The 26,928-nt window shown below is 61.8% G+C and carries 26 protein-coding genes; 13 read left to right on the top strand and 13 right to left on the bottom strand.

Translation table 11 applies throughout. The annotated features are described in order from the left end of the window. Window positions 1-119: 119 nt before the first annotated feature. Entirely contained in the window at window positions 120-539 is a 420-nt protein-coding gene (gene mscL / locus ACF8RA_RS17580; RefSeq protein ID WP_176682516.1) for a large-conductance mechanosensitive channel protein MscL, read from the bottom strand. A 176-nt stretch (window positions 540-715) separates the two neighbouring features. Here mscL and radA point away from each other — a divergent pair, with 176 nt between their 5' ends. After that, a complete protein-coding gene (gene radA / locus ACF8RA_RS17575; protein WP_003251626.1) occupies window positions 716-2,086 on the top strand; it encodes a DNA repair protein RadA in 1,371 nt (456 codons plus the stop codon). 35 nt (window positions 2,087-2,121) lie between these two features. Here radA and ACF8RA_RS17570 read toward each other — a convergent pair whose 3' ends face one another. Both ACF8RA_RS17570 and ACF8RA_RS17565 read right to left on the bottom strand, forming a co-directional pair. Then, window positions 2,122-3,639, bottom strand: coding sequence for a nucleobase:cation symporter-2 family protein (locus ACF8RA_RS17570; protein ID WP_392519396.1), 1,518 nt, complete (start codon window positions 3,637-3,639; stop codon window positions 2,122-2,124). A gap of 263 nt (window positions 3,640-3,902) precedes the next feature. Continuing rightward, the gene (locus ACF8RA_RS17565) at window positions 3,903-4,265 is read right to left on the bottom strand and encodes a PilZ domain-containing protein (RefSeq protein ID WP_176682518.1); all 363 of its coding nucleotides are present in this window, start codon (window positions 4,263-4,265) and stop codon (window positions 3,903-3,905) included. 176 nt (window positions 4,266-4,441) lie between these two features. Here ACF8RA_RS17565 and ACF8RA_RS17560 point away from each other — a divergent pair, with 176 nt between their 5' ends. The 3 genes from ACF8RA_RS17560 (at window position 4,442) to yjiA (ending at window position 7,778) form a co-directional block, all read left to right on the top strand. Further along, window positions 4,442-6,508, top strand: coding sequence for a carbon starvation CstA family protein (locus tag ACF8RA_RS17560; RefSeq protein WP_176682519.1), 2,067 nt, complete (start codon window positions 4,442-4,444; stop codon window positions 6,506-6,508). A 17-nt stretch (window positions 6,509-6,525) separates the two neighbouring features. Next, a complete protein-coding gene (locus ACF8RA_RS17555; protein WP_003251633.1) occupies window positions 6,526-6,723 on the top strand; it encodes a YbdD/YjiX family protein in 198 nt (65 codons plus the stop codon). Window positions 6,724-6,800: 77 nt separating this feature from the next. Continuing rightward, window positions 6,801-7,778: a GTPase gene (gene yjiA / locus ACF8RA_RS17550; protein WP_176682520.1), complete on the top strand. Its 978-nt coding sequence runs from the start codon at window positions 6,801-6,803 to the stop codon at window positions 7,776-7,778. Here yjiA and ACF8RA_RS17545 read toward each other — a convergent pair. Next, the gene (locus tag ACF8RA_RS17545; protein ID WP_392519395.1) at window positions 7,738-9,225 is read right to left on the bottom strand and encodes a methylenetetrahydrofolate reductase C-terminal domain-containing protein; all 1,488 of its coding nucleotides are present in this window, start codon (window positions 9,223-9,225) and stop codon (window positions 7,738-7,740) included. The two genes, yjiA and ACF8RA_RS17545, sit on opposite strands and share 41 nt — an antisense overlap. Before the next feature lie 277 nt (window positions 9,226-9,502). Between ACF8RA_RS17545 and ACF8RA_RS17540 the strand changes: the two genes are divergently transcribed. Further along, window positions 9,503-10,327 carry a 5-methyltetrahydropteroyltriglutamate--homocysteine methyltransferase gene (locus ACF8RA_RS17540; RefSeq protein WP_176682522.1) on the top strand — a complete coding sequence of 275 codons (825 nt, stop codon included), beginning with the start codon at window positions 9,503-9,505 and terminating at the stop codon, window positions 10,325-10,327. Between the two features lie 436 nt (window positions 10,328-10,763). Here ACF8RA_RS17540 and ACF8RA_RS17535 read toward each other — a convergent pair whose 3' ends face one another. Continuing rightward, entirely contained in the window at window positions 10,764-11,942 is a 1,179-nt protein-coding gene (locus ACF8RA_RS17535) for an acetyl-CoA C-acetyltransferase (RefSeq protein WP_392462180.1), read from the bottom strand. A 301-nt stretch (window positions 11,943-12,243) separates the two neighbouring features. On the opposite strand from ACF8RA_RS17535, the gene fabV reads away from it, so the two are divergent. Further along, complete coding sequence (gene fabV / locus ACF8RA_RS17530; protein ID WP_176682524.1) at window positions 12,244-13,455, top strand: enoyl-ACP reductase FabV; 1,212 nt, start codon at window positions 12,244-12,246, stop codon at window positions 13,453-13,455. Between the two features lie 143 nt (window positions 13,456-13,598). Beyond that, window positions 13,599-14,507: an alpha/beta fold hydrolase gene (locus tag ACF8RA_RS17525; RefSeq protein WP_176682525.1), complete on the top strand. Its 909-nt coding sequence runs from the start codon at window positions 13,599-13,601 to the stop codon at window positions 14,505-14,507. A gap of 44 nt (window positions 14,508-14,551) precedes the next feature. Here ACF8RA_RS17525 and ACF8RA_RS17520 read toward each other — a convergent pair whose 3' ends face one another. Genes ACF8RA_RS17520 through ACF8RA_RS17505 form a run of 4 tightly spaced genes read right to left on the bottom strand, consistent with a single transcriptional unit; the run spans window position 14,552 to window position 16,523 of the window. Then, on the bottom strand, window positions 14,552-14,893 hold the full coding sequence (locus ACF8RA_RS17520) for a HopJ type III effector protein (RefSeq protein WP_003251646.1): 342 nt from the start codon (window positions 14,891-14,893) through the stop codon (window positions 14,552-14,554). After that, complete coding sequence (locus tag ACF8RA_RS17515) at window positions 14,886-15,182, bottom strand: DUF1244 domain-containing protein (protein ID WP_010955294.1); 297 nt, start codon at window positions 15,180-15,182, stop codon at window positions 14,886-14,888. The genes ACF8RA_RS17520 and ACF8RA_RS17515 overlap by 8 nt, the downstream gene beginning before the upstream one ends. A 9-nt stretch (window positions 15,183-15,191) precedes the next feature. Then, window positions 15,192-15,929, bottom strand: coding sequence for a dihydromonapterin reductase (gene folM / locus ACF8RA_RS17510; RefSeq protein WP_176682527.1), 738 nt, complete (start codon window positions 15,927-15,929; stop codon window positions 15,192-15,194). 33 nt (window positions 15,930-15,962) lie between these two features. Then, the gene (locus tag ACF8RA_RS17505) at window positions 15,963-16,523 is read right to left on the bottom strand and encodes an antibiotic biosynthesis monooxygenase (RefSeq protein ID WP_176682528.1); all 561 of its coding nucleotides are present in this window, start codon (window positions 16,521-16,523) and stop codon (window positions 15,963-15,965) included. A 219-nt stretch (window positions 16,524-16,742) separates the two neighbouring features. On the opposite strand from ACF8RA_RS17505, the gene ACF8RA_RS17500 reads away from it, so the two are divergent. Beyond that, window positions 16,743-17,678 carry a MerR family transcriptional regulator gene (locus ACF8RA_RS17500; protein ID WP_392519394.1) on the top strand — a complete coding sequence of 312 codons (936 nt, stop codon included), beginning with the start codon at window positions 16,743-16,745 and terminating at the stop codon, window positions 17,676-17,678. Here the strand turns inward: ACF8RA_RS17500 and ACF8RA_RS17495 are convergent. Beyond that, on the bottom strand, window positions 17,663-18,280 hold the full coding sequence (locus ACF8RA_RS17495) for a hypothetical protein (protein ID WP_392514577.1): 618 nt from the start codon (window positions 18,278-18,280) through the stop codon (window positions 17,663-17,665). The genes ACF8RA_RS17500 and ACF8RA_RS17495 overlap by 16 nt on opposite strands. A 59-nt stretch (window positions 18,281-18,339) precedes the next feature. After that, window positions 18,340-18,768 carry a PAS domain-containing protein gene (locus tag ACF8RA_RS17490; protein WP_176682531.1) on the bottom strand — a complete coding sequence of 143 codons (429 nt, stop codon included), beginning with the start codon at window positions 18,766-18,768 and terminating at the stop codon, window positions 18,340-18,342. A 115-nt stretch (window positions 18,769-18,883) separates the two neighbouring features. On the opposite strand from ACF8RA_RS17490, the gene ACF8RA_RS17485 reads away from it, so the two are divergent. Next, entirely contained in the window at window positions 18,884-19,339 is a 456-nt protein-coding gene (locus ACF8RA_RS17485; RefSeq protein WP_392519393.1) for a flavodoxin, read from the top strand. A gap of 21 nt (window positions 19,340-19,360) precedes the next feature. On the opposite strand, the gene ACF8RA_RS17480 is transcribed toward ACF8RA_RS17485, so the two are convergent. After that, entirely contained in the window at window positions 19,361-20,242 is an 882-nt protein-coding gene (locus ACF8RA_RS17480; RefSeq protein ID WP_392519392.1) for a LysR family transcriptional regulator, read from the bottom strand. A 97-nt stretch (window positions 20,243-20,339) separates the two neighbouring features. On the opposite strand from ACF8RA_RS17480, the gene ACF8RA_RS17475 reads away from it, so the two are divergent. The 4 genes from ACF8RA_RS17475 to ACF8RA_RS17460 all read left to right on the top strand — a co-directional run bounded on the left by ACF8RA_RS17475 (window position 20,340) and on the right by ACF8RA_RS17460 (window position 26,100). Continuing rightward, window positions 20,340-20,726 carry a CidA/LrgA family protein gene (locus ACF8RA_RS17475; RefSeq protein WP_101196255.1) on the top strand — a complete coding sequence of 129 codons (387 nt, stop codon included), beginning with the start codon at window positions 20,340-20,342 and terminating at the stop codon, window positions 20,724-20,726. After that, on the top strand, window positions 20,716-21,402 hold the full coding sequence (locus ACF8RA_RS17470; RefSeq protein ID WP_392519391.1) for an LrgB family protein: 687 nt from the start codon (window positions 20,716-20,718) through the stop codon (window positions 21,400-21,402). Before ACF8RA_RS17475 ends, ACF8RA_RS17470 begins: the two co-directional genes overlap by 11 nt. 176 nt (window positions 21,403-21,578) lie before the next feature. After that, on the top strand, window positions 21,579-22,484 hold the full coding sequence (locus ACF8RA_RS17465) for an alpha/beta fold hydrolase (protein WP_252459620.1): 906 nt from the start codon (window positions 21,579-21,581) through the stop codon (window positions 22,482-22,484). 391 nt (window positions 22,485-22,875) lie between these two features. Then, window positions 22,876-26,100, top strand: a complete 3,225-nt coding sequence (locus ACF8RA_RS17460) for a hypothetical protein (protein WP_392519390.1) — start codon at window positions 22,876-22,878, stop codon at window positions 26,098-26,100. On the opposite strand, the gene ACF8RA_RS17455 is transcribed toward ACF8RA_RS17460, so the two are convergent. Then, window positions 26,031-26,864: an IclR family transcriptional regulator gene (locus ACF8RA_RS17455; protein WP_176682538.1), complete on the bottom strand. Its 834-nt coding sequence runs from the start codon at window positions 26,862-26,864 to the stop codon at window positions 26,031-26,033. The two genes, ACF8RA_RS17460 and ACF8RA_RS17455, sit on opposite strands and share 70 nt — an antisense overlap. Between the last annotated feature and the right edge of the window lie 64 nt (window positions 26,865-26,928).

The following is a 26,928-nucleotide window of genomic DNA, read 5'->3' as shown; positions in this document are numbered from 1 at the left end:
GGTTGGACACAGGCCGCCGTAGGAGCGGGTTCACCCGCGAACACCGGCGGAGCCGGTGCCATCCATCGCATTGCTTTCTTCGCGAGCATGCCCGCTCCCCAAAGCGCCTCCGGCAATTCTCAAGGCAAGCGGTTCTGGTTCTGCGTCTTGAGCAAATCGCGAATTTCGGTCAGCAGCGTCTCTTCAGCCGAAGGCACAGGCGGCGTAGTCGGTGCCACGGCTTCTTCACGCTTGAGCTTGTTGATTGCTTTCACGCCCATGAAGATGGCAAAGGCCACGATCACGAAGTCGATCACGGTCTGGATGAACTTGCCATACGCCAGCATCACCGCTGGCAAGTCACCTTCGGCAGCCTTCAGGGTAATGGCCAGGTCGCTGAAGTCCACGCCACCGATCAACAGGCCCAGTGGCGGCATGATCACGTCGCCGACGAAGGACGAGACGATCTTGCCGAAGGCCGCGCCGATGATGATACCGACCGCCATGTCGACGACATTGCCTTTGACTGCGAAAGCCTTGAACTCGTTGAGCATGCCCATGTTTGGTTCCTTGTAACAAAAGGTAAGGTTAAGGCAGTGTAAGCCACTAAAACGCTTCATGCGTTGTGTTCAGGGCTACTGACTGCAGTTAGAACGAATAGTTTTGTCGCATCCCGAGGCGTTCGAGACACGTCCTGCTCGGCTATCATGGCGAATTTTTCCAGGAGACCCCACCCATGGCCAAGGCCAAGCGCTTGTATGGCTGCACCGAATGCGGCGCGACTTTCCCCAAATGGGCCGGCCAGTGCGGCGAATGCGGGGCCTGGAATACCCTGGTCGAAACCATGATCGAAAGCGGCGGCGCTGCTGCACCCAGTAGCGGCCGCGCTGGCTGGACAGGACAGCAGGCGCAGATCAAGACCCTGGCCGAAGTCAGTGTCGAGGAAATCCCGCGTTTCACGACCAGCAGCACCGAACTGGACCGTGTGCTGGGTGGCGGCCTGGTGGATGGCTCGGTGGTGCTGATCGGCGGTGACCCCGGCATCGGCAAATCGACCATTTTGCTACAGACCTTGTGCAACATCGCCGTGGGCATGCCGGCACTGTATGTCACAGGGGAGGAGTCGCAGCAGCAGGTGGCCATGCGCTCCCGGCGGCTGGGCCTGCCCCAGGACCAGCTCAAGGTGATGACCGAAACCTGCATCGAGACGATCATTGCCACGGCGCGGGTCGAGAAGCCGAGGGTAATGGTGATCGACTCGATCCAGACCATTTTCACCGAGCAGTTGCAATCGGCCCCGGGCGGCGTGGCCCAGGTGCGCGAAAGCACAGCGTTGCTGGTGCGCTACGCCAAGCAAAGCGGTACGGCAATCTTCCTGGTCGGCCACGTGACCAAGGAAGGCTCGCTGGCTGGCCCGAGGGTGCTGGAGCACATGGTCGACACTGTGCTGTATTTCGAAGGTGAGTCCGATGGCCGCCTGCGCTTGCTGCGGGCGGTCAAGAACCGCTTTGGCGCGGTCAACGAACTGGGCGTGTTCGGCATGACCGATCGTGGCCTCAAGGAGGTCTCGAACCCGTCGGCGATCTTCCTCAACCGTACCCAGGAAGAGGTGCCGGGTAGCGTGGTGATGGCAACCTGGGAGGGGACCCGGCCGATGCTGGTCGAGGTGCAGGCGCTGGTCGACGATAGCCATCTGGCCAACCCGCGGCGGGTGACCTTGGGCCTGGACCAGAACCGCCTGGCCATGTTGTTGGCGGTACTCCACCGTCATGGCGGTATCCCGACCCATGACCAGGACGTGTTTCTCAACGTGGTCGGCGGGGTGAAGGTGCTGGAAACGGCTTCGGACCTGGCGCTGCTGGCGGCGGTGATGTCCAGCTTGCGTAACCGGCCACTGGCCCATGGTTTGCTGGTGTTTGGCGAGATTGGCTTGTCGGGCGAGGTACGGCCGGTGCCCAGTGGCCAGGAGCGCTTGAAGGAAGCGGCCAAGCACGGCTTCAAGCGTGCCATCGTACCCAAGGGCAATGCGCCGAAAGAAGCGCCGGCGGGTTTGCAGGTGATTGCCGTTACCCGCCTGGAACAGGCGCTGGATGCGTTGTTCGAATAATGTGCAGAAGCGAGCAAGCTCGCTCCTGCACACAGTCAATGCTCGGCAACTGGCGTGCGCTTGACCGTTTCATTGCCATGCTCGTCCAGTTCCAGCATTGGCACTTCGTTACCCTCGGCATCGAACAGCTTGCCATCCTTGAAGTAGTCCCCATCACGCAGCGCGGAAATGTCCGAATACTGGATGGTCCGCTCATAGGCTGCAGCGAACACTGACTGGTTTTCCGAGTTGCCGGTGGTGAAGTGGTTGAAGATCAGGTTCAGCAGGATGGCCATGATCGCCGCCGAGCTGATGCCGGAGTGGAAGATGGTCTCGAACCAGTTCGGGAAGTGGTGGTAGAAGGTCGGCGCGGCAATCGGGATCATGCCGAAGCCCAGCGAGGCGGCAACGATGATCAGGTTGACGTTGTTCTTGTAGCTGACCTTGGACAGGGTGCGGATACCGCTGGCCGCCACGGTGCCGAACAGCACGATACCGGCGCCGCCCAGTACCGGGGTAGGCACGGCGGCAATCACCCGGCCCATGACTGGCAGCAGGCCGAGTACCACCAGAATCATGCCGCCGGTAGCCACCACGTAGCGGCTCTTGACCCCGGTCACCGCCACAAGGCCAACGTTCTGGGCGAACGCGCTCTGGGTGAACGAACCGAAAATCGGCGCCAGGATGCTCGATGCCATGTCGGCGCGCAGGCCGTTGCCCAGGCGCTTTGAGTCCACCTTGGTGTCGATGATCTCACCGACGGCGAGGATATCGGCCGACGTTTCCACCAGGGTCACCATGATCACGATGCACATCGACAGGATCGCGGCGATGTGGAACTCCGGCATGCCAAAGTGGAACGGCGAGGGGAAGGCGAACATCGGGCCTTCGCTGACCTTGCTGAAATCGGTCATGCCCAATGCCCAGGCGATCAACGTGCCGACCACCATGGCCAGCAGGATCGACAGGCGTGAGATGGTTGCGTTGCCAAGCTTGCTCAGCAGCAGCACGATGGCGAAGGTCAGCCCGGCCAGGCCGATGTTGGCCATGCTGCCGAACTCCGGCGAGGCGCTGTTGCCACCCATCACCCAGCGTGCGGCAACCGGCATCAGGGTCAGGCCGATGGTGGTGATGACGATACCGGTCACCAGCGGCGGGAAGAACTTGGTGATGCGCGAGAACACCGGCGTGATCAGAAAGCCGATCAGCGACGCTGCCATGACCGCGCCGAGTACGCCTGGCAGGCCACCGCCCCCCTCGCTGCTCAGAATCGCCCCCATGGTCGCCACACCGGCGAACGACACGCCTTGTACCAGCGGCAACTGGCAACCAAAGAACGGCAGACCAAGGGTCTGCAGAAGGGTGGCCAGGCCACCGGCAAACAGCGAGGCGGCGATCAGCATGCCGATTTCGGCACCATTCAGGCCCGCGGCCTGCCCCAGGATCAGGGGTACTGCGACGATCCCACCATACATGGTCAGCACATGCTGCAGACCATAGGCCAGGTTGGCACCAAGGCCGAGGTTTTCATCCTCGGGTCGCTTGGCGGGAGACGTGCTAGGGGACGTAGTCATGGAGCAGGCTCTCTGTTTATTGTTGTGCCGCTACTGTAGACACTTCACTCAATTGATTGCTACAAGAATTGTATACAATATTTTGATCGGAGCGCGAACAGATCCGGCCGCAGGGCGTGCTAAAACCCAATGCAGAAGGCGTACCAACTTGGCAGAAGCTGTATTAGAAGGGTGTGTACAAAGCAACGCTACCCAGGCTTAAAGCTGTCTGGGTAGACAAGAAACACTCTGTGGGGAGGCTATTAGCTAGCTAAGAGATTTCATTATTCGATGAGTTCGCGCAGCTCACGCATCATTTCGGTGCTGTCAGCCACGTTCAGTTCCACAAGACGGTGCAAGTGGCTCAGCGAGTCGAGGTCGATGTAGAGGCAGATGAAGCCCAGGCGGTCCGCTTCCTCGTGGCGCAGTTCGACCTGCATCTGCACGCGGGCATCTTCGCCCAGGTGGATGATGGCGTCGAAGTCCTGCGTCAGGTCGGCATCCCAATCTGCCGGGCGTTCTATCAGCAAGCCTTTGAGTGAAAGGTCCAGCAGTTTTGCAGGCCAGCGTTTCAGTCCCTGGTGTAGCTCGGCGGGCGCATCGAAGTCGATGCGTTGAAAGCGGCGGCGTTCGTCGTGATCGCTCATGGCATGGATCCTCAATAGGTCGTCAGGTGTCATCCTGACTATATTTAGAACTGCATGTGCATCAGGTACTGCAATCTGGCCGCAGAGGCTCTAGAACAAAGCAAGTGTGGCAATGCCGCTTGACTCGCCCTAGACTCGGTGGGCGGTCTTTCCAATCCACCAGCTGGAAGCTAACCATGAACAACAATAATAGCCTGCTACGCCATATTCCGTGGCTGGCGCTGGCAGTCATAGGCGCCTGCGCACTGGGTGTGGTTGCCCTGCGTCGCGGCGAGGCGATCAACGCCTTGTGGATCGTGGTCGCGGCGGTGGCCATCTACCTGGTCGCCTATCGTTACTACAGCCTGTTCATCGCCACCAAGGTGATGCAACTCGACCCGCGCCGTGCCACCCCGGCGGTGCTCAACAACGATGGCCTGGACTACGTTCCGACCAACAAACACATTCTTTTCGGCCACCACTTCGCCGCCATCGCCGGCGCAGGCCCCTTGGTCGGGCCGGTACTCGCCGCGCAAATGGGCTACCTGCCCGGCACGCTGTGGCTGATCGCCGGCGTGGTGCTGGCCGGTGCGGTGCAGGACTTCATGGTCCTGTTCATGTCTACCCGCCGCAATGGCCGCTCGCTGGGCGACATGGTGCGCGAGGAGATGGGCAAAATCCCGGGCACCATCGCCCTGTTCGGCTGCTTCCTGATCATGATCATCATCCTTGCGGTGCTGGCGCTGATCGTGGTCAAGGCCCTGGCCGAAAGCCCGTGGGGCATGTTCACGGTGATGGCGACCATCCCGATCGCGATGTTCATGGGCATTTATATGCGCTACATCCGTCCGGGCCGTATTGGCGAAATCTCGGTGGTTGGCGTGGTGCTGCTGCTGGCTTCCATCTGGCTGGGGGGCGTGATCGCTGCGGATCCGGTGTGGGGCCCGGCGTTCACGTTCACCGGCGTACAGATCACCTGGATGCTGGTGGGCTACGGGTTTGTCGCCGCCGTGCTGCCGGTATGGCTGGTACTGGCGCCGCGTGACTACCTGTCGACCTTCCTCAAGATCGGTACGATCCTTGGCCTGGCCATCGGTATCCTGATCATCGCACCCGAGCTGAAAATGCCGGCGCTGACCCAGTTCACCGACGGCACCGGCCCGGTGTGGAAGGGTACCCTGTTCCCGTTCCTGTTCATCACCATTGCCTGTGGTGCGGTGTCTGGCTTCCACGCGCTGATTTCCTCGGGGACCACCCCGAAGCTGCTGGATAACGAAACCAACGCCCGCTATATCGGCTATGGCGGCATGCTGATGGAATCGTTCGTCGCCATCATGGCCATGGTTGCGGCCTCGGTGATCGAGCCGGGCGTGTACTTCGCCATGAACAGCCCGGCTGCCGTGGTCGGTTCCGATGTTGTGTCGGTAGCGCAGACGGTCAGCAGTTGGGGCTTCCTGATTACACCTGAGCAGCTCGAAGCGGTCGCCCGTGACATTGGCGAGCACACCGTCCTGGCCCGTGCCGGTGGCGCGCCAACCCTGGCGGTCGGTATCGCGCAGATCCTGCACCAAGTCTTGCCAGGTGAAAACACCATGGCCTTCTGGTACCACTTCGCGATCTTGTTCGAGGCGCTGTTCATCCTCACTGCGGTGGATGCCGGTACCCGTGCCGGGCGCTTCATGTTGCAAGACCTGCTGGGTAGCTTCGTGCCGGCGCTCAAGCGCACCGACTCGTGGGGGGCCAACCTGCTCGCCACCGCTGGCTGCGTGGCACTCTGGGGCTATCTGCTGTACCAGGGCGTAATCGACCCGCTGGGCGGCATCAACACCCTGTGGCCGCTGTTTGGTATCTCCAACCAGATGCTGGCCGGTATCGCCTTGATGCTCGGTACTGTGGTGCTGATCAAGATGAAGCGTCAGCGCTACATCTGGGTCACCCTGCTGCCGGCCGTGTGGCTGTTGATCTGCACCACTGCAGCAGGCCTGATCAAGCTGTTCGACCCGAACCCGGCTGTCGGCTTCCTGGCCCTGGCCAAGAAGTACAGCACTGCGCTGGACGCCGGCCAGGTACTGGCCCCGGCCAAAGACATCGGGCAGATGCAGCACGTGATCTTCAACGCCTACACCAACGCGGGCCTGACGGTCTTGTTCCTGCTGGTGGTCTTCAGCATCCTGTTCTTCGCCATCAAGGTCGGCTACGTCGCCCTGGGCCGCAAGGAGCGCAGCGACAAGGAAACCCCGTTCCAGGCGCTGCCTGACGCGTAATAGAGAGGACTGCAATCATGTTCAACGACCTGGGTCGACTGGGAAAATACCTGGGGCAGGCAGCCCGCCTGATGGTCGGCATGCCCGACTACGACAACTATGTCGAACACATGCAGAAAACGCATCCGGACAAGCCGGTGATGAGCTACGAGGCGTTCTTCCGCGAACGCCAGGAAGCACGTTACGGTGGCAAATCCGGCCCCAAGTGCTGTTGAGCCTGCGGTACGTGTGAACCTGTGGGAGCCTGGGTAACCGGCTCCCACAGTCATTTTCAGATTCAGGAGTATTTTGCGTGCAGACGCCCATTCCCGTAACCGTCCTCACTGGCTTCCTCGGTGCCGGCAAGACTACCTTGCTCAGGCACATGCTCAAGGCCGAGCATGGCCTGAAGCTCGCCGTGATCGAAAACGAATTCAGCGAGGCCGGCATCGACAGCCAACTGCTGGGTGATCAGCCGGTGCAGGTAATGACCTTGGCCAACGGCTGTGTATGCTGCAGCATCCATGGCGACTTGACCCGCGCCCTGTACCTGCTGCTTGAACGTCTGGATGCCGGCGAGATTGCCTTCGACCGCCTGGTGATCGAGTGCACCGGCCTGGCCGACCCGGCGCCGGTAGCGCAAACGTTCTTCATCGACGAGGAGCTGCGTGAGCGCTACATCCTCGACGGCATCATCACCCTCGTCGATGCCGCGCATGCCGAACTGCACCTGACCCAGACCATCGCTCAGGCCCAGGTCGGCTTTGCCGACCGTCTGCTGCTGAGCAAGACCGACCTGGTCGAGCCAGCTGCGGTTGAAGCCCTGCGCGAACGCCTGGGCCGCATCAATAGCAGGGCTGCGATCCGTGTGGTCGAACACGGCTGTATCGACCTGGCTGAACTACTGGATGTGCGCGGTTTCAACCTCAACCCTGACCTTGGGGTAAACCTGAAACCGATGTTGCGACCCGTGCTCAAGCCTGCCACCCCGGACCGCATCTCCACGATGGTGCTGCGCACCGAAGCCCCGCTGGATATCGACCGCCTCAGCAGCTTCATGAACGAGCTGCTGGAAACCCACGGCAAACAGCTGCTGCGCTACAAGGGCGTGCTGAACATTGCTGGCGAGGAGCGCAAGCTGGTGTTCCAGGGCGTGCTCAAGCTTTATGGCTTCGACTGGGACGCCGAGTGGGCCGCAGGCGAAGCGCGCGAGAGCGTGATGGTGTTCATTGCCGATGAACTGCCCGAGGCTACGATTCGGGCTGGCTTCGAGGCAATGGCTGCGGGCTGAGCCGCTGGGGCGCCTGCCCTGCGAACCACTGCGGCCATGAGCTGCGGTGTCGGGTTTCGACCTCGATGCACGGGATCAGGCGTTCGGTCAGCACAGCGGTTTGCCGCACTGCTTTGGCGGTGCGGTATTTAACGCTGTGGATGCACTCGCGGTCGCCGAACTCGCAGCGGTTCAGGGCGGTTCCGCCGCAGGGGCCATTGGCCAGGCCTTTAGGGCAGGTTTCCGGGCAGGTGTACAAGGTGTCTTCCAGGCGGCAACGGCCGCAGGTGTCGCAACCCACCAGCGGGCGCTTCACACTGCGCTCGAGCGTGTGCAGCACTTGTGCGCCAACGCGTGTTGCCCATAGAGGCTGGCGCACTGCCCAACCGAAGGCCTTGCTCAGGCCGTTGCGCCGGCTGAACAGCAGTGAATGCATGCCATGCATCAGGTGATAGCGGGCTTTTTCCTTGAATGAGGCATCGACCCGTGACTCGCCCAGGCGCCAGCCCGCCTGTGGCGGATGGAAGGTTACCGCTGGCAGGCCGGGCATCTGCCAGCTGGCGTGCCAGGCCGGTGTCCATTGCTCCATTGACTGAACCTGGGTTTGCCAGTGCTCGATACGGGCCTCGAGGGCCAGCAGCTGTTCGAGTGTGTGAACCCCTGACAGGTGCACACCGGCGTAACCCATCAGCTTTGTACCGATAATCTGCAAGGCCAGACGGTCAACACTGCGCGCCTGGGCAAAGGCCTTGGACTGCGCCGTCTCCGCTTCGAGCATGTCGCGCATGGAGAGCGTGACAGTGACGCCGGCCACGTGGTCGAGCATCGCTGCGCGCCCGTGGGTGAGGCTCATGAGGCAGGCCAGCATGGGCTTGGGTGACGCCTGGCGGCGCATCCAGTGTATGGCTTCCTGGTGCTTGGCGGCATCGAAGCCCAGCTGCAAGGTGAAGAAGTCAGCCCCCGCTGCCAGCTTTTTCTCGGCCTTGAAATACTGGGCGCCGCCTTCTTCCTCGTGGTACTTGAACGGGTTCAGCGCCGCGCCCAGCAGCCAGTGCGGGCAAGCCTGGCGGGCAATCTGCAGGGCAGCGACCGATTCCAGATAACGCACCGGGCGCTGGCCAGGTTCATGGCCGGGCAGGCGGTCGCCAGTCAGCAGTAACAGCTGGTCGAGGCCGGCGGCTTCCATGCGCTGCAGTTGGGCGAGCAGGTGGTGGCGCTCGCGATCCTTGCCTGAAAAATGCGGCAGGGCAGGCACCGGGTTGCTGAACGAGGCGAGGGCGTCCAGCGGTGACATGTCCAGCGGGCTGCCGACACGATCACCGATGGCCACGGTCATAGGCCAGCCGCACAGGTGCGCACGGGCCATGATCGCTTCCATGGCGGCAAAGCGTTCTGCGGAAGGTTTGGGGACGAACTCCATGACGCAGACGAAGTTCTTTTCGCGCAGGGCGGTTTTCAGCAGGCTCATGTTGGCCGGGCACCTGGTGTGGTCAGGGTGGCATTGTGCGGCAGAAGGCGAGCCGGGTCATGTCCGGATGCGCAAGGTGGTGATCTGAATGAGACATGGGGGCCGGGAAGATCATGAGAGCCGTGTAGGACTTGCCCGTGAAAGGGCCGGCACAGCCACTGCACAATCATGATCATGAAGATTTCTTGGGTTCATCTCAAATTTAATGAGTTTGTCTCAACACCCCGCCAGCCGGAGAATCTCCCTCATTCATTAAAGCATGCTGAAGGGACAAGACATGGCACTGGCACATAATCTGGGCTTTCCACACATCGGCCGTGACCGCGAGCTGCGTGCCCGCCACTGGCAGGTGCAGAAAGACGCTGGCATCGAGCTGCTGCCGGTCGGCGACTTCGCCTGGGACAGCCACGTGCTTAGCGCAGGCGATCAGCCGTTCGTTCTGAACTGGGAACCACTGTTCGAAGAAGTGGAGCACGCCAAGGCTCTGGGCCATGCAGTCAAGCCGGTAGTGATCGGCCCCTTGACCTACCTGTGGCAGGGCCAGACCCTGGGCGGTGACTTCGACAAGCTGGAGCTGCTTGACCGCCTGCTGCCCGTGTATGACCAGCTCCTCAACCGCCTGGCCGCCCTGGGCGTTGAATGGGTGCAGATCGATGAACCCATCCTCGCCCAGGCGCTGCCCCAGGACTGGAAAAATGCCTATGAACGCGTCTACAACATCCTGCAACGCGCACCGTTGAAGAAGCTGATCGCCACGTACTTCGGTGGCCTTGACGGCAACCTCGGCCTGGCCGCCAACCTGCCAGTGGATGGCTTGCACGTCGATCTGGTTCAAGCCCCTGAGCAATACCAGAGCATTCTCGACCGCCTGCCGGCTTACAAGATACTGTCGCTGGGCCTGGTCGACGGTCGCAACGACTTGCCTTGCGATCTGGGCAAGACCCTGGGGCTGCTGCACGAGGCCCATGAACGCCTGGGGGAGCGGCTGTGGTTGGCGCCGGCCTGTTCGCTGCTGGAGAGCCCAGTGGATCTGGCCGTGCAGAAGTGCCAGGAAGTGGCGGTGCTGGCTGCTTCGCTGGAGCAGGACCGAGCCGCGGCTTGAACGGTTGCTGCCTGTGCCGGCCTCTTCGCGGGTGAACCCGCTCCTACGACGGCCTGCGCCCAATCACCGATGTGTGTCCACCACCGATCGGTGTAGGAGCGGGTTTACCCGCGAATACGATGGCGGCTGCAACAGTGAACGGCTGGTGGAAATTGGCCAGCAGGCCCGGCCCTTTCGCGGGTAAACCCGCTCCTACAACGGCCTGCGCCCAATCACCGATGTGTGTCCATCACCGATCAGTGTAGGAGCGGGTTTACCCGCGAATACGGTGGCGAATGCAACGGTGAATGGCTGGTGGAGATTGGCCAGCAGGCCCGGCCCTTTCGCGGGTAAACCCGCTCCTACAACGGCCTGCGCCCGATCACCGATGTGTGTCCATCACCGATCAGTGTAGGCGCGGGTTCACCCGCGAAGAGGCCGGGCCTGCTTGAATCAATCAGCGCTCGATGGCCAGCGCCACCCCTTGCCCGCCACCAATGCACAAGGTGGCCAGGCCTTTCTGGGCATCCCGCTTGATCATCTCGTGCAGCAGGGTCACCAGCACCCTGCACCCGGAAGCACCAATCGGATGGCCCAGGGCAATCGCCCCTCCATTGACGTTAACCCGTGCGGCATCCCATGCCAGCGCATTGCCCACGGCCAGCGCCTGGGCGGCAAAGGCTTCGTTGGCTTCGATCAGGTCCAGTTCGGCCAGTTGCCAACCGGCCTTGTCCAGGCAACGCTGGGTCGCCGAAACCGGACCGATACCCATGATCGCGGGGTCTACCCCGGCACTGGCATAGGCGGCGATCTTCGCCAGCACCGGCAGGCCCAAAGCCTCGGCCTTTGCGGCGCTCATCAAAAGCACGGCGGCGGCGCCGTCGTTCAGGCTGGAAGCATTGCCTGCGGTGACGCTGCCGTCCTTCTTGAAGGCCGGGCGCAGTTTGCCCAGAGACTCGGCGGTGGTGTCCGGGCGTGGTTGCTCGTCACGGGCAAAAACCTTGGGCTCTCCCTTTCTCTGCGGCAGCACGATGGGGGTGATTTCAGCGTCGAAACGGCCGGCCTCGATCGCCGCCATTGCCTTGCGCTGCGATTCGGCAGCGAAGGCATCCTGCTGTTCACGGGTTAGACCGTACTTGTCCACCAGGTTTTCGGCAGTGATGCCCATGTGGTAGTCATTGAAGGCATCCCACAAGCCGTCCGTGATCATGCTGTCGATCAGTTGGCCATGGCCCATGCGCTGCCCGGTACGGGCGGAGGGCATCACGTAGGGGGCAAGGCTCATGTTCTCCTGACCACCGGCAATCACCACCTCGGCATCGCCGCAGCGAATCGCCTGGGCGGCCAGGTGCAGGGCCTTGAGGCCCGAGCCGCAGACCTTGTTCAGGGTCAGGGCCGGTACGCTGAAGGGCAGGCCAGCCTTGATCGCCGCCTGGCGTGCCGGGTTCTGACCGGCACCGGCAGTGAGCACTTGGCCGAGGATGACTTCGTCGACCTGCGCCGGGTCCAGCCCGGTTTGTTTCAGCAGTTGCTTGATCACGGCGGCGCCGAGGTCGACCGCAGGCACTGTGGCCAGGGCGCCCTGGAAGCTGCCGATGGCGGTACGGGTTGCGGCGACGATCACCACGTCGTTCATGTTGTTGTTCTCCGTGCAATGGGCGTAGTGCCGCCAGCATCGGCGGGTTTGGCTTATTTGTTAAGTTTGTTTTTCTTTCGGATTGATGTGAAAAGCAAATAAATGGAAGGCGGACGTTTTAACCCGCCAATCTGGATTTCGTGCTGCCATGTCCCTCCTGCACAGAAGAACTCTGGTTTTGCATCCCTCTGATCACCCCGTAATATGTGTCGGATAACCTGCGGGGGTAGTCTCACCCTCTGATCAATCGGAATCGCCCCAAGCGGCGCTTCCCCGGCATAAACCTGACGAGGTACAGACATTGGCCATCATTCATCCTAAGGTTCGCGGTTTCATCTGCACCACGACTCACCCGAAGGGCTGCGAGCTCAACGTCCGTGACCAGATCGAAGCCACCCGCAAGCTGGGCGTACGCGAGGATGGCCCGAAGAAGGTCCTGGTCATCGGTGCTTCCAGCGGCTACGGCCTGGCAGCCCGCATCACCGCGGCGTTCGGCTTCAAGGCCGACACCCTGGGCGTGTTCTTCGAAAAACCAGGCACCGAGACCAAGGCCGGCACTGCTGGCTGGTACAACGCTGCTGCCTTCGACAAGTTCGCCAAGGCCGAGGGCCTGTACAGCAAGTCGATCAACGGTGACGCCTTCTCCGACGAAGCCCGCGCCAAGGTCATCGAGCTGATCAAGAACGAAATGGGTGGCAAGGTCGACCTGGTCATCTATTCGCTGGCTTCGCCCGTGCGCAAGCTGCCGCAGACGGGTGAAGTCATCCGCTCGGCACTCAAGCCGATCGGCCAGCCGTACAAGTCGACCGCCATCGACACCAACAAGGACACCATCATCGAGGCCAGCATCGAGCCGGCCACCGAGCAGGAAATTGCCGACACCGTCACCGTCATGGGTGGCCAGGACTGGCAGCTGTGGATCGATGCGCTGGCTGGCGCCAATGTACTGGCCGAAGGCGCTCGCACCGTGGCCTTCAGCTATATCGGCAGCGATATCACCTGGCCGATCTACTGGCACGGTGCACTGGGCCAGGCCAAGCAGGACCTGGACGAAACTGCCCTGCGTCTGAACCAGAAGCTGGCCGGTGAAGTGAAAGGCGGCGCCAATGTGGCGGTGCTCAAGTCGGTGGTTACCCAGGCCAGCTCGGCCATCCCGGTGATGCCACTGTACCTGTCGATGGTCTTCAAGATCATGCAGGAGAAAGGTGTTCACGAAGGCACCCAGGACCAGCTTGACCGCATGTACCGCGACCGTATGTACCGTACCGACGGTGCGCCGGCAGAAGTCGACGAGAAGGGTCGCCTGCGCCTGGACGACTGGGAGCTGCGTGACGACGTGCAGAACGCTTGCAAGGCCCTGTGGCCCAAGGTGACCACCGAGAACCTGTTCGAGCTGACCGACTACGCCGGTTACAAGAAGCAGTTCCTCAACCTGTTCGGCTTCGAGCGCGCTGACGTCAACTACGACGAAGACGTAGCCACCGATGTGAAGTTCGACTGCGTCGAGCTGTAATCGGGTAAGCCTGTACCGGCCTCTTCGCGGGCAAGCCCGCTCCCACAGGTTCTCCCCCTGCAGGAGCGGGCTCACCCGCGAAGAGGCCGGTACAGGCTACAAAATCTTTGCTAGTTTTGGCGCACAACGACAGGGAATGCGCCATGAGTAGCCTCACCCAACCCGCTACCCCATTTCACCACCCCGCGGCCGACGGCTACCGCCTCGGCGGCTTCTGCTGGCGCCACGCCCAACCTGACCCCCAGCGCCCGCTGGTGATCATCAACGCTGCCACTTCGGTACGCTGCCGCTATTACGCCCGCTTTGCCGACTACCTGTTCGCCCACGGCTGCGATGTGCTGACCTATGACTACCGTGGTATCGGCGAATCCCGGCCTGCGTCGCTGCGTGGTTTCCAGGCCTCCTGGAGCGACTGGGGCCGGCTGGATTTCGAAGCCATGCTGGCGCATGCGGCAGCGCATTTCCCAGGTCAGCCGGTGGACGTGGTGGGGCACAGTTTCGGCGGTTGTGCAGTAGGCCTGGCACCGTCGGCTGGCCAGATCCGACGGGTCGTGATGGTTGGCGCGCAGTTCGCCTACTGGCGCGACTACGCGGCCAGCCAGCGCTGGCAACTGTTCGGCAAGTGGCATGTGGTCATGCCGCTACTGACCCGGGTATTCGGCTACTTTCCCGGCAAGCGCCTGGGTTGGCTGGAAGACACGCCAGCCGGCGTGGTGCATGACTGGACCACACGCACCCCACGTTATGAGCACCGCCCCAGCGGGCGGGCGTTGGCGGCGCTACCGTTCGCCCAGGTGCGTGCGGCGACGCTGGCCATCAGTCTGACTGACGACCCTTTTGGGACCGTGGCGGCGACCGAGCGTTTATTGGGTTATCTACAGGGGGGCGAGCGCCAGCACCTGCGCATTGCACCTGTGGATATCTCGGCCGAGGAAATTGGCCATTTCGCGTTCTTCCATGACCGGTTTCGCGAAAACCTGTGGCCGGTGGCCTTGCAGTGGTTGCGGCAGGGGAGGCTGGAAGGTGGGGGGCCTGGCACCATCATGGGTTGATGGTGGGCGCAGGACAGTGGGGCCGCAAAGCGGCCCCGGCTATCTCAAGCCTTGCGCGCAAGCGGCTGCGCAGCAAACTTCACACCCGCCAGACCGTGTTTGATCAGCGCACGGATGTTGCCATGGTCGCTACCCTCAGGCGTGGCCACCACATCACGGTAGTGCTCGCCGAAGGCCAGCAGTGCTTCCTGGTCGCTCAGCCCTTCAAGCAAGGCCAGGCCCAGGGTTTTGCACGAACCTTCGTTCTGCCCTGCCGCATTCTCCACGCCGCCGTTGTTGAAGGCCTGCGGCTGGTAGCTGTAATTGTCGGCAATGAACGCCAAGGTATCGGCAAATACATGTTGGCCGCTGGCCAGGCTTGCGCGCAGGGTATTCAGATCAGTCACGAGGTTTTCCTTTTTCGAACGCCGCTTGTTGTTCGGCGCTGGCTTCTTTCTGGTATTGGGCTTTCCACTCGGCGTAGGGCATGCCGTACACCGCTTCGCGGGCATCATCCAGGCTCAGGTCCAGCTGACGCTCGTCAGCGGCGGCCTTGTACCACTTGGACAGGCAGTTGCGGCAGAAACCGGACAGGTTCATCAGGTCGATGTTCTGTACATCGGTGCGCTTTTGCAGGTGTTCAACCAGGCGCCGGAATGCGGCCGCCTCGAGCTCAAGCTGTTGTTGTGGGGTCATGGTCTTCTCTCAAGTCATGCGGTTCTTCAGGTGGCGGCCACCGTTGATGACCACCTGGCTGCCGGTGCTGTACTGGCTGGCGAGCAGGTACTTGACGGTCTCGATCAGCGGGCCGGCGCCGGGTTCGAACTCCAGCAGGGCCTTTTTCAGGGTTTGCTGGCGGTAGGCTTCGTCCCCCCCTTCCTTGAGGATCAGCAGCCCGGGCAGGATACCGTTCACATGCACCGTGGGCGCATATTTTTCGGCGAATGACAGCACCATGTTCTGCAGCGCGGCCTTGGTGGCGGCATAGCCGATGTGGCTTTTACTGCCGCGCGAAGAGGTTTCGTCGCAGATGTGGATGATGTCGGCCTTTTCCACCTTGGCCAGCAGGTCGCCCAGGGCCAGGTTGAGGTGGTAGGGCGCTTCGACGTGCAGGCGGAACATGGTCTCGAGGTTGTCGAGGCTATCGTCGAGCCATAGTGAGGCGTTGTGGATGATGGCGCGCAGTCCGTCGTAACGATCGTGCAGGTGATCGATCAGCGCCTGGCGGTCGCCCGCGTGGCACAGGTCGGCCTGAAACTGCACGATGTTGGGGTGGGCTGCCTGCGGCTGGATGCTGCGGCTGGCACTGACCACCGTATGGCCGGCCTGTGCCAGTTCGAGGGCCAGGGCCAGCCCGACGCGCTGGCTGGCTCCGGTAACGAGAATGGGGCTGTTCATGTTCGGGGTGGTCAACTTGTCTGTCCTTTGGTTGCCACCCAGCATACCCGAACTGTTTCCCTGTTGTATGGCCTGGCCTCAGCGGCTGCGCAAGGCGCCGGCAGTGGGTGGGGAGGCCTGCAGCCAACTGGCTAGCAGGCGGGTGGACAGCGGGATGAACAGGTACACCATGACCGGCGTCAGGGCCAGGGTGCTGAGCAGTACCCGGGGTATGAGGTCGAGCGCCGTCAACCAATGGCCGAACAGCAGGTTGAAGGCCAGCGAGACTGGAAAAAACGCCAGCCAGATGGCCACGGCTTGCTTCCAGCGTGGCGGTTTTTGCACCCTGTTGGTGCCGAACCAGTCGTCGATACCGCTGACGCGCGCCTCTTTGGGGCGCTCGAACAGGCCGTTGCCGCGTTGTAACCATGCGCGGCGAGAGGCGGAGTGTTCCCAGGCATGCAGGGTCGGCTCGTCGCTGAAGCGGAAGATGATCTGAAATTCGTCGCTATCCTGAGGCGGGGCAAGGATGCCCGAGCCGAGGTAGCCAGGGAAGTCGGTGGCCAGCTGTTCGCCTTCGTGCAGCCAGGCCAGCAGGTCCTGGTAGCGGCCATGGGCGGCGCGGCGCGACACCATGAGGGTAACGGGTGGGGTAGACATCGTGTATCTCCTGGCAACGGGGCTGGCGGGTAGCTGGCCCCTTTGGCTGTGTGGCCCGGGGTGATGGGCGACGCAGTCGTGCATGCAAGAATCGGGCGCGCATTATCGCGCAGTTGCGATCTTCGGCAAATATCGGCAGTTAAACGGTGGCACCAACAGACCGACACAGTCGTAGTAAGCTATGTGCCCAGTTTTTCGCACTCAGGGTACTTCGTGCAGATGAACGAACAGGGACGTAAACCGTTGATCGATGCAAGCTTCGAGCAGCAGGAGTTGTTTCCGATTCGGGAAGTGTCACGCTTGACCGGTGTCAACGCCGTGACCCTTCGCGCCTGGGAGCGCCGTTATGGACTGATCCAGCCCATCCGTACCGGCAGTGGTCACCGCCTGTATTCCCAGGCTGATATCGATGAAATCCGCCGTATCCTCGGGTGGCTGGAGCGCGGCGTGGCGGTCAGCAAGGTCGGCAGTATTCTGGCTCGCGGCGATGCCCTCTCCGGGCAGACTGGCGGCGCGGTGGACACTAGCCTGCGCTGGCAAAACCAGATTCGCCTGGCGGTACAGCACTTCGACGTGGCGGGCCTGAATCGCCTTTATGACGAGGTGTTCGCGGCCAGCACCCTGGACCAGGTGTTCGCCGATGTGTTCATGCCAGTGTGGCATGACATGGTAGTCCGGCAAGGCGGCTACGGGCAGGCCAGCGAATGGCTGTTCTATGACCAGTTCCTGCGCGGTCGGGTTTTCGCCCGCTTGCAGCTGGCCCGTGTACCGTGTAACCGCACCGTGCTATTGGCGCCATTGCCGGGGCAGTGCCATGAGCTTGAGTTGCTGGTAACCAGCCTGATCCTGGATAGCGACGAAGTTCGCGTGATCCCGTTGGCGAACGGGCAGCCGCTGCAAGAGCTTGCGCTGGTCTGCGAACGGCTGAAGCCGGACGCCCTGGTGCTGTTTTCCCATCAGTCGCCCACAGCAGAACTCACGCGGCACTTCAAGCGCCTGGCGTCGATGCTGGAGTGTCCGTTGTTACTGGCCGGCGAAGCGGCTGAAGCGGTACAGGACAGCCTGGCTGGCAGCCCTGTAGCCTGCCTGGGCGCGCAGGGCAGTGTGATGCGCCAGCGCTTGCGGCAGTTTCTGGCCCGTCAGCTCGATACCTGAGTGTGCAACTCGGGGTGGGCCTGACGGTGGGCCTGGAGGATGTAGTCGCGCAGGCGTTCGATTTCTTCGGCTGGGCTTTGGCTGAGGTCGTAGGCAGCCAGGTCCGAGCCGATGCGCCGGCCCAACACACCATGCAGTTCGATCGGGTTGATGCCGCCCGGGGCGAAGCGCAGCGCGAAGCGGGCGGGTGCTGCTGGCAAATCACGGACTTCCAGCAGCACACCCTTGAAGGAAATCTCGCGTACCCACAGGCCGCTTGTTTCGTCATGGGCATCGAGCAGTGCGCTCGGCTGGTCCATCGCCAGGCGCCATGGGCGCAGCATGGGGCCGTCTTCGTAGATTTCCGGTGAACCCAGTTGCAGGTGCAGGGCGTGGAACTCGTCCTCTACCAACTGCAGCGGGAAACTGATTTGCTGGTTGTTGAACTGGGCCTGCAAGGTCACCTGCTCGTTAGCCACCAACCGGGTGAGCAAGCTTTGTATGCGGCGGTCGCCATTGACCAGCAGGCTCGACATGGTGTCAGCCAGGTTCAGTTGCGGCGAATGCTGCATGTTCTGTATGAAATCCAGCTCGTCCTGGGTCAGGAGCGCGTCTGCTTGCATGATCGAACTCGGTGGTGGCGATTTCTTCAACGGAATTGACCGTGCGTGGCGGACTTGGTTCAGGCGCGTTCGTCGGGTTTCGGACGAGCGCGCAGTTCTGCCAGCTCCCGTTCCAGTTCGACCTGGCGGCTGACGTCTTTCTGGATGCCGATAAAGTAAGTGCGCTGGTCAAAGTCGCTCTTCACCGGCGTGATCGACAACTCGTTCCAGAAGGCGCTGCCATCCTTGCGATAGTTACGCAGCACTTCGCGACATGGGCGGCCCTCGGCCATGGCCTTGCGGATGCGTGCGCGGCCAAGCTGGTCACGGTCGTCAGCCTGCAGGAACCGGCAATCCTGATAGAGAATCTCGTCACGGCTGTAGCCAGTTAGGCATTCGAAAGCGGCGTTCACGTAGATCAGGATGGTGTCGTCGCCTTCCTGTTCGGCAACCACGATGCCGTCATTGGACGCATCGACCATCGATTGCAGCAATTGCGCGTTGATCATGTCCGGGCCATAGGTGAAGGAAAACGGAAGATGGCGACTTTGGTAAGGGCGGCCTTTTGCCAGCGTTGAATGCTAGTATCCTACGTTTTCACTCAGTTTCGGAATCCTCTACTCGATGAAAGTCGCCATTATTTCCGGCTCGGTCTATGGCACCGCCGAAGAAGTCGCCCGTCACGCTGAATCGCTGCTCAAGGCGGCGGGTTTCGAGGCTTGGCATGCTGCGCGTGCCACCCTTCAGGATCTTCAGGGTTTTGCCCCCGACGCTTTGCTGGCCGTGACCTCGACCACCGGGATGGGTGAGCTGCCGGACAACCTCGTGCCGCTGTACAGCACCCTTCGTGACACACTGCCCGCGGCCTGGCGTGGCCTGCTTGGCGCGGTGATCGCGCTGGGCGACTCCAGTTATGGCGATACCTATTGCGGTGGTGGCGAGCAGATGCGTGAGCTGTTCGCCGAACTGGGCGTGCGCGAAGTGCAGCCAATGCTGCGCCTGGATGCGAGCGAGACGGTGACCCCGGAAGCGGATGCCGAGCCTTGGCTGGCTGAGTTGGCGAGCGCACTGAACGCCTGACCCGGCACCTGTGCAGGCGTGTTAGCTGTGCGGCTCGCGCAACAAGGCCAACCACGCCTGCGCTGCCCGTGACAGGTAGGCGCCGCGTCGCCAGATAAACGCGATATCCCAACGCAAATCCTCCTGCGTATTCAACGGCACACGCACCACCCCGGGGCGTTCCAGCGCTTTTGCCACCACCCGGGGCAGCATCACCACGCCCTGGCCGGCTGCCACCAGCGCCGCCAAAAAATCCGCCTGGCCGCTGCGCCCGCCTTCCTTGGGGGTGAAGCCCTGCTGCTGGCATGCCTTCAGCAGCCGGTCGTTGAGCACAAAACTGCGCTGGTACAGCAGAAACGGTGTATCGGCCAGTTGCTCCAGGCCCACGGCGTCCAGGCCGGCCAAGGCATGGCCAGCCGGCAGCAACGCATCCAGCCGTTCGTTGCAAAAGGGCTGGTAGTCGAATGCCTCGTCGGTGGGCGTCAAACAGCCGCCCAGTTCCAGTTCGCCACTTCTGACGGCCTGTTCGATGCTGCGGCTGCCGCCTTCCAGCAGTTGGATGGCGATGTTCGGATGGCGCCGCCGGTACTCGGCGAAAAAGCCGGCGAACAGCGTGTCGCTGCCAAGCATCGGCAAGCCCAGGCGTAGTTCGCCACGCTCCATCTGGCTGAGATCGTCCAGCTCGTTGAGCAGCGCCTGGCGCTGACGCAGCAAGGCTTCGCCACGCTCCAGCACGATGCGGCCGGCAGCGGTCAAGTGCAGTTGCGAAGCCTGGCGCTCCAGCAGCGGCTGGCCCACATCTTGCTCAAGCTGGGCCACCTGCTTGCTCACGGCCGACTGACTGATGTGCAGGGTCTGTGCCGCCTGGGTAAAACCGCCGCGGTGGACCACTTCGATGAAGCTGCGCAGTTGTTTGAATTCCATGCTTTGGATTCCATTTTGGAATGGTGAGCAGTCTAACAATTCGCTTCTGGCCTAGGCAGCCAAATCTTAAAATGAGGGCCTGTCGAGGAACCCCGCCATGAAACCTGCATTATTGAAAAAAGCCCTGCGCCTGCTTGTCGAGCTGGCGGTTCTCTGTGCGCTGTTCCTGCTTGGTGGCCAGATTGCCAGTTGGCTGGGCTGGCCGATCCCCGGTGGTGTGATGGGCCTGGCACTGCTGTTGATACTGTTCGCTTCGGGTGTGCTCAAACCGGCCATGCTGCAATTGGGTGCTGGCTGGCTGATGGCTGAGATGCTGTTGTTCTTCATCCCGGCGCTGATGAGCCTGCTCGACTATGGCTCACTGATCCGTGATGAGGGCTGGCGCATCTTGCTGGTGATCGCCGTGAGCACGCTGATGGTGATGATAGTGACCGCCATGACCGTTGAGCTGGTGTGCCGCTGGAGGTTGCGCCATGAGCCTTGAACCCATGCCGCTGTTCTGGTTGGCCTTGACCTTGCTGGCTTACCTGGGCAGCCGCTGGTTGTACCGGCGTAGCAAACGCTACCTGCTGTCACCGTTGATCCTGGTGCCGGTGTTGCTGCTGGCTGTGGCCGTGCCACTGCATACAGCCTATGCCGAGTATGCGCGCAACACCCACTGGTTGATGAGCGTGCTCGGCCCGGTGACCGTAGCCTTCGCGGTGCCGATCTGGCAGCAGCGGGCCATGCTGGCGCGCCACTGGCCGGCCTTGATGATGGGCATGGTCGCTGGCAGCAGTGCCTCGATCGCCAGCTCCTGGGGGCTGGCGCACCTGTTGGCGCTGGACAGCGCAACCAGCCTGTCGCTGGTGCCGCGCTCGATCACCACGCCATTTGCCATGCCCATGGCCCATGACCTGGGTGGGGTGCCAGAGCTGACAGCGGTGTTCGTGATGTTCACCGGCGTGCTCGGTGCCATGTTCGGCGGTGTGCTGTTGCGTTGGTTGCCGCTGCGTACGCCGCTGGCACGAGGTGCGCTGTTCGGTGTTGGCGCGCATGGTGCCGGGGTCAGCCGGGCGCAGGAAGTGGGCCGTGAGGAAGGCTCGATGGCCGGCCTGGTGATGGTCCTGACCGGGCTACTCAACCTGTTCGCGGCCCCCTTGTTGGCCTTGCTCCTCTGACCGTTCGTGCCACTGACTCGCTCAGTCATCAAGCTGGCTGGCAACGCAAGTTCCAGCCAATGGGCTGCTGGCTAGACTTTGCCTCGACATAGAGAGCACATGTAAGTGCCGAGGTGACATGCAATGAACGCAGCCTTGCCCTATTCCGCCAACACCACAACACCGGGACACTTCTGATGCCTATGGCCGAGATTCCATTGTGCGTCTGGCGTACCCGGGCACAGAGTTTCATCTTCCGGGGCCAGAGCATCCGCTACTGGACCGCAGGGCAAGGAGAGCCTCTGCTTCTGTTACACGGTTTCCCCACCGCCAGTTGGGACTGGCACTACCTGTGGGGCCCTCTGAGCCAACGTTTCCGGGTGATCGCTTGCGACATGCTCGGCTTTGGTGATTCGGACAAGCCCGTCGATCACACTTACAGCCTGATGGAGCAAGCAGACCTGCAGCAGGCATTGCTTGCCCACCTGCAGGTCACAGAGCCGGTACACCTGTTGGCTCACGACTACGGTGGCAGCGTCGCGCAGGAACTGCTGGCGCGACACCATGAGCAGCGTGCCGACATTGGCAGCTGTGTGTTCCTCAACAGCGGGCTGTTCCCCGAAAGCTGCCGCATGCTACTGATCCAGAAGCTGCTGCTCAGCCGGTTTGGCTGGCTGGTCGGGCGCTCGTTCGGGCGTGACGACCTGGTGCGTAATGTGATGCAGGTCTACGGCCCCTGCACCCATCCCAGTGAAAGCGCGCTGGATGACTTCTGGAGCCTGATCGCTGCCAACCGGGGCACGCGCATCCTGCACAAGCTGGTGGGCTACATGCCGGAGCGCAGGTTGCACCGCGAACGCTGGGTAGGGGCGATGCAATGTAGAGGCGTGCCGCTGCGCTTGATCAATGGCATTGTCGACCCGCTTTCCGGCGCGCACATGCTTGAGCGCTACCGGCAACTGGTGCCGGAGCCAGACACCGTGCAGTTACTGGGCATTGGCCATTACCCGCATACGGAAGCGCCAGTGCAGGTACTGCGCCACTACCTGGCCTTTCGTGAGCGGCCGCTGAGCTTTTACCCGCCGAAAGTGGCGTGGTCATGACGAGGCCTTTGCGCAAATGGAATAGAGCGCTGTCCGTGCGGCGCTCGGTCTCATCGACGCTGAAAATATCGACGGCCACGTGACAGGCAGCGTGCATTTTCAGTCGCCCAAAAAAAAGGCCGCTGCAAGCCGCAGCGGCCAATCGAGACGTCAGATCAAGGAGCTTCAAAATCTACGTCGGTGAACCTCGCAGGCTTGAAAAGCGGGGGGGAGAGCCCTTCAAGCCGGCCAGTGAGTTAAGAATAAGCGCTTGATCCGTCTGGAAAAATAGCTTCTGTCGACATTCACCTTTACGTTTCAGGCAACAGTGCCAAGTGCTGGATAAGCTTCCCTGCGCTATTGCCTTTGTCATCCGTTCACTCTGCTGCTCCCTTGTTTTGGAGCGCAGTTCATGTCTTTCGATTTCAATCTTGGTATCACCAATTTCGGTGAAGGGTGCCCGGATGCACGCTCTGTGAAAGAACAGGTGAAGGCCATGATGGCTCACGCCCAGGAGCTGCAACAGCTGATGGCTACGGTTGCGCAACTGGCCAGCCTGATCCCGGAGGCTCATCGACAACAGTTCACCGAGCAGAAGCGTTTGCCGTTGGCGGTTGTCGAGTCGCTTGTGCCGCAAAGGCAGGCGGTTCTTGACCAGTGGTGGGAGCAACAGTCCAGGTTAAGTTCGAAATCACTTACCCTGGCGTCCCATTTGATCCAGCTGATGTTTGCCGAAACGCGCCTCAAGGCCCTTACGTTCAAGGCCTGGGAAGCCGGTATCGAGGCCCTCGAGCAGGGCGGGGACGTAAACAAGCATGAGGTGCACCTGGTTGCCGGCGATTTGCGTTTTCGTTTGCCGGGTGTCGTTGCCAGCAGTCATGACCTCGAACAGAACCCGGACGCACCTGCGGATTTCCTGATCTACAGCCTGGCCAGCGGTTGCTGGTTCGACACTGAACGCGCGCGCGCAGCCCGTGAACTCGCCCCTGCCTTTGCTGAAGGCAGCCCGTTGCGTTGGCTGTTGTCTTCGCAAGAGCGGGCGGCGTTGTCTACGGAGGGTTTGACACTCGATTTCGTGCCGCTGCAGGTGCCACTTCACAGGTATTTCATCCGTGATCTGCAGGCTATCCAGCTTGAAGCCACCCGGCGCAGCCTGCGGATCAAGGTCGATGACGCCCGGCGTCTCACCCAGCTCGACAGTGCGGCCCGGCTTGAGCCTCTGGTGGCTGCGCTGCAGAAACGTGCGACGCGGCATGTGCGAGCGTACCGCACCAGCCTGCTGCCCGAATGGCGGCGGTTCATGCAGGGCGATGAACTGCAAGCCTATCGACAACTGGAAGATGATCTGCAGGTGAAGGAGAAGCGTTGCACCGAGCGTCTGGCGCAATGGCGCGACCTGCGCAGCTTCGCCCAGAAACAGGTCAAGCAAGCCCTTGGGCTGAATATCGACCCCGAGCAGGTGCGGCTGCGAGTCAGTCACGTCGATGACCCTGAGCAGGCGATGAAACACACCCTGCTCGATTGGGCGTTGAGTGGTGGCTACAGCGGGTGCCAGCTCAAGGTCGAAGTCCTGGGTGAGCGGCACCGTTCATTGTTGGGGGGCACCTCTGTCCAGCGGGTGATCGAGAAACTGGATTTGCGCGTCAGCTACGTCAAACAGATCCGTACGCTCTATGACGACACGTTGACCATGGCCGCACTGTGTGAGGTTCTTGATGCGCGGCTGGCGCTGGCCAATCAGGCCGCTCGTCATCAAGGTTTTCACCCGGCGGCGTTCGATCTGTTGCACCACGCACGCCGGGGGGAAATGCAGGCCAATGGCATCAGCGCCGGTCTGGTTTGCCTCAATGGTGCGCCAACGCCCTTGAAGGACCTGCTGTGCCTGGTACAGGGCGATCAGTACCTGCTCTATGCCCCTGGGGCACCGGGAGGCGATTTTCATCTTTTCGACTCACTCGAAAAAATGGCGCTCGAAATCGGTAGCTGGACCTTGTTGCCGGTAGGCAGTGAGTACCTGCTGGGGCAATGCTCGCGGGCCCAGCATGATTCGCTCAAGCGCCATTTGCGCAAGGTCGGGATGCTGCCCACCGACTGGTCCATGCACAGCGTGACGCTCGCGCCGGTCAAGTCGCAGCAGTGGCCGGATGTGCTCAATGCCCTGGCCAAGCGCAAGATCACTGCCCTGATCGAGGATCAGCAGGCCACCACGCCAAGCTGGTTCATCAAAGCCAGTCGTACCGAGCAGCAGGCACTGGTTGATATCGACCAACTGCTCAAGCTGGCACAGGCCAGGTATCAGTCGCTGATGAAGATGCCGAGCTTTCGCACCTTCGCTCATCGACAGGTGACGGAAAAGGTCAATTCATACCCGGGCAATCGCGGCGGCCCAATCAACCCGGATCAGGTATTGATAGCGCTGGAAGAGGATGCTTTTCGCACACTGACGCAGACCGTCATCAAAGGGTATCCCACGTATTACAATTTTTCCGGCTTTGCCCGCATCACCTCGGCTACGGGCCAGGATATCTCGCACCTGAGCCCGGCGCTGCTGGGGAGCTACATCCGCGCTGCCGACCTGGGCAACAAGTACATCGAAGAAGCGAAAGCGCAGTTACTCGACCGCTCCAGGCCTGAATATGAAAGGCTCAGGCAGTGTTATCGCATGCTCTTCGCTTTGAAGATCAGGCGTGCCGTGCTCAGCGAGAAACTTCAGGGCAGCTTGTCGGGTCGCCATGCGCAGTGGCTGGCGTCAGTGATCGACAGCTTTTCCGGGACCTCGATCGACGCGGCGTGCAACCTTTATCCGTTATGGATGGACGATTGCCCCGTCCAGGGTGCCTACCTGCTGAAACCTGCTCGGGACCGCGAACTTGAGCCTCTGGTCTATCTGCCAGAAATCGAGCAAGGGCCCACTCTGCGGACCCTCAGTGAGCTGGCAAGGACCTGGCGTGAGCACGACTTGGCAGGTTATTGCCAGGACCGCGTGCCGTTATCGAGCCAGTCGCGCATGAACGCATTGATCGAAGAGCAACTGCGCGCCGGAGATGGCATTGAGGTGGTGCTGGACGCCGTTGCCCGAGGCAGGGGCGTGCGGGCGCCGATAGGGGAGACCGGGCGTATCGGGGATCCTGTCCAGGACCTTGAAAAGCGGATCAGGCGGATGATCAACGAAGCCGCTGAAGACAGCGCAGGCGCTGCCGAGCGTATTTCGGCCGTGGTGGTGGAGTGGGGGATCGTACTGGCCGGCATCCTCACGGTGCCGTTTCCACCGGCGGCCATGGCCGTCGGGCTGTTCTGTGCGGCCAGGTCCTTCGTCACCGGGGCCATCGCATGGAGCGATGGCGACCGTTCTGCCGCCTTGCTGTCGTTCGCGGCGGGGGTGGCAGGAACGGTGGCTTCCACGGGGGGCTTGGTACGGCTGTTCGGTGCCGCGCAGAAATACATCACCGTGCTTTCCCGGGCAGAGGTATCGCAGCCCACGGCATTCTCGCGTGTCATCGGGCGGCTATGCGATGACTACGGCGATTTGGTGAGCGAGGTGGCGCCCGCCCTTTATGATGGCTTCTCTCAGGAACTGCTCTGGCTCGTCGAGGAGGAAACGCTAGACGTCGAAGCGCAGTGTGGGTTGCCCGCGTAACCCATGCGCCAGCTCACGGTTCGTGCGGCCGTGAGCAGGCGCTGCGCCGCCGGCCCATGTTCATCGGCATGGAAGATCGACGTCGGCCCGACCACGGTCATCACCGCGGCGATCTGCCCCATGGCGTTGAATACTGGCGCCGACAGCGCATCCACCCCCGGCATCAGCAGGCCATGCACATGGTGCAGGCCCTGTTTGCGGATGCCGGCCAGCAGTGTGTGGTAGTCACTGGCGGTTTGTTGCAAAACGGCCAGTTCCCTGTCGCGCAGCTCCTGGGTTTCTCGCTCGGGCAGATAGGCGGCGAATACCAGCCCGGTGGACGAACTGAGCAATGGCAGCACCGAACCGATCTGGGTCACCACGGTGACCGCGCGCACGGCAGGTTCGATGCTTACCACCGTGGCCCCCTGATTACCCCACACGGCGATGAAGCAACTTTCGTTGAGTTCATCTCGCAACTGCGACAACGGCATTGCCGCCACCTTGAGCACATCGATGCTGCCCAACGCCGCCAGCCCCACCCGCAGTGCCTCACGCCCCAGCCCATAATGGTTGGTGGCGGCATCCTGTTCGGCAAAACCACTGGCAATCAGCGCCTGCAGGTAGCGATGCACTTTGCTTGCAGGCATCTGCACGTGCTCGGCCAGGCGTGATAGTGAAGTCGAGGGTGAGAGTTCTGCGAGGGCCTTGAGGATATCGGTGCCGACTTCCGCCGAGCGGACCTTCTGCTTGCCGGTGTCGGTGGGGGAGTTGGCTTTGGCCATGGGCGGGGAGGTTCCGGATTTATCGTGTCGCCTTTATAGCTTGACGCCTTGAGCGGAGCAAATT

Origin of the sequence: Pseudomonas sp. FYR_5, from assembly GCF_043106315.1 — a bacterium.
GTDB lineage: Bacteria > Pseudomonadota > Gammaproteobacteria > Pseudomonadales > Pseudomonadaceae > Aquipseudomonas > Aquipseudomonas putida_Y.
The sequence above is the reverse complement of the archived record's forward strand: the minus strand, read 5'-3'. Positions and strand labels throughout refer to the sequence as shown.

Coding starts and splice junctions, on each gene's coding strand:
- ACF8RA_RS17545 (WP_392519395.1), bottom strand. CDS start 9,225: ATGAGCCTGCTGAAAACCGCCCTGCGCGAAAAGAACTTCGTCTGCGTC.
- ACF8RA_RS17480 (WP_392519392.1), bottom strand. CDS start 20,242: ATGGAATTCAAACAACTGCGCAGCTTCATCGAAGTGGTCCACCGCGGC.
- mscL (WP_176682516.1), bottom strand. CDS start 539: ATGGGCATGCTCAACGAGTTCAAGGCTTTCGCAGTCAAAGGCAATGTC.
- ACF8RA_RS17500 (WP_392519394.1), top strand. CDS start 16,743: ATGAACGAACAGGGACGTAAACCGTTGATCGATGCAAGCTTCGAGCAG.
- ACF8RA_RS17495 (WP_392514577.1), bottom strand. CDS start 18,280: ATGCAAGCAGACGCGCTCCTGACCCAGGACGAGCTGGATTTCATACAG.
- ACF8RA_RS17485 (WP_392519393.1), top strand. CDS start 18,884: ATGAAAGTCGCCATTATTTCCGGCTCGGTCTATGGCACCGCCGAAGAA.
- ACF8RA_RS17490 (WP_176682531.1), bottom strand. CDS start 18,768: ATGATCAACGCGCAATTGCTGCAATCGATGGTCGATGCGTCCAATGAC.
- ACF8RA_RS17475 (WP_101196255.1), top strand. CDS start 20,340: ATGAAACCTGCATTATTGAAAAAAGCCCTGCGCCTGCTTGTCGAGCTG.
- radA (WP_003251626.1), top strand. CDS start 716: ATGGCCAAGGCCAAGCGCTTGTATGGCTGCACCGAATGCGGCGCGACT.
- ACF8RA_RS17525 (WP_176682525.1), top strand. CDS start 13,599: ATGAGTAGCCTCACCCAACCCGCTACCCCATTTCACCACCCCGCGGCC.
- ACF8RA_RS17465 (WP_252459620.1), top strand. CDS start 21,579: ATGCCTATGGCCGAGATTCCATTGTGCGTCTGGCGTACCCGGGCACAG.
- ACF8RA_RS17460 (WP_392519390.1), top strand. CDS start 22,876: ATGTCTTTCGATTTCAATCTTGGTATCACCAATTTCGGTGAAGGGTGC.
- ACF8RA_RS17455 (WP_176682538.1), bottom strand. CDS start 26,864: ATGGCCAAAGCCAACTCCCCCACCGACACCGGCAAGCAGAAGGTCCGC.
- ACF8RA_RS17535 (WP_392462180.1), bottom strand. CDS start 11,942: ATGAACGACGTGGTGATCGTCGCCGCAACCCGTACCGCCATCGGCAGC.
- ACF8RA_RS17540 (WP_176682522.1), top strand. CDS start 9,503: ATGGCACTGGCACATAATCTGGGCTTTCCACACATCGGCCGTGACCGC.
- ACF8RA_RS17505 (WP_176682528.1), bottom strand. CDS start 16,523: ATGTCTACCCCACCCGTTACCCTCATGGTGTCGCGCCGCGCCGCCCAT.
- ACF8RA_RS17565 (WP_176682518.1), bottom strand. CDS start 4,265: ATGAGCGATCACGACGAACGCCGCCGCTTTCAACGCATCGACTTCGAT.
- ACF8RA_RS17555 (WP_003251633.1), top strand. CDS start 6,526: ATGTTCAACGACCTGGGTCGACTGGGAAAATACCTGGGGCAGGCAGCC.
- ACF8RA_RS17515 (WP_010955294.1), bottom strand. CDS start 15,182: ATGACCCCACAACAACAGCTTGAGCTCGAGGCGGCCGCATTCCGGCGC.
- ACF8RA_RS17470 (WP_392519391.1), top strand. CDS start 20,716: ATGAGCCTTGAACCCATGCCGCTGTTCTGGTTGGCCTTGACCTTGCTG.
- ACF8RA_RS17570 (WP_392519396.1), bottom strand. CDS start 3,639: ATGACTACGTCCCCTAGCACGTCTCCCGCCAAGCGACCCGAGGATGAA.
- folM (WP_176682527.1), bottom strand. CDS start 15,929: ATGCTGGGTGGCAACCAAAGGACAGACAAGTTGACCACCCCGAACATG.
- ACF8RA_RS17560 (WP_176682519.1), top strand. CDS start 4,442: ATGAACAACAATAATAGCCTGCTACGCCATATTCCGTGGCTGGCGCTG.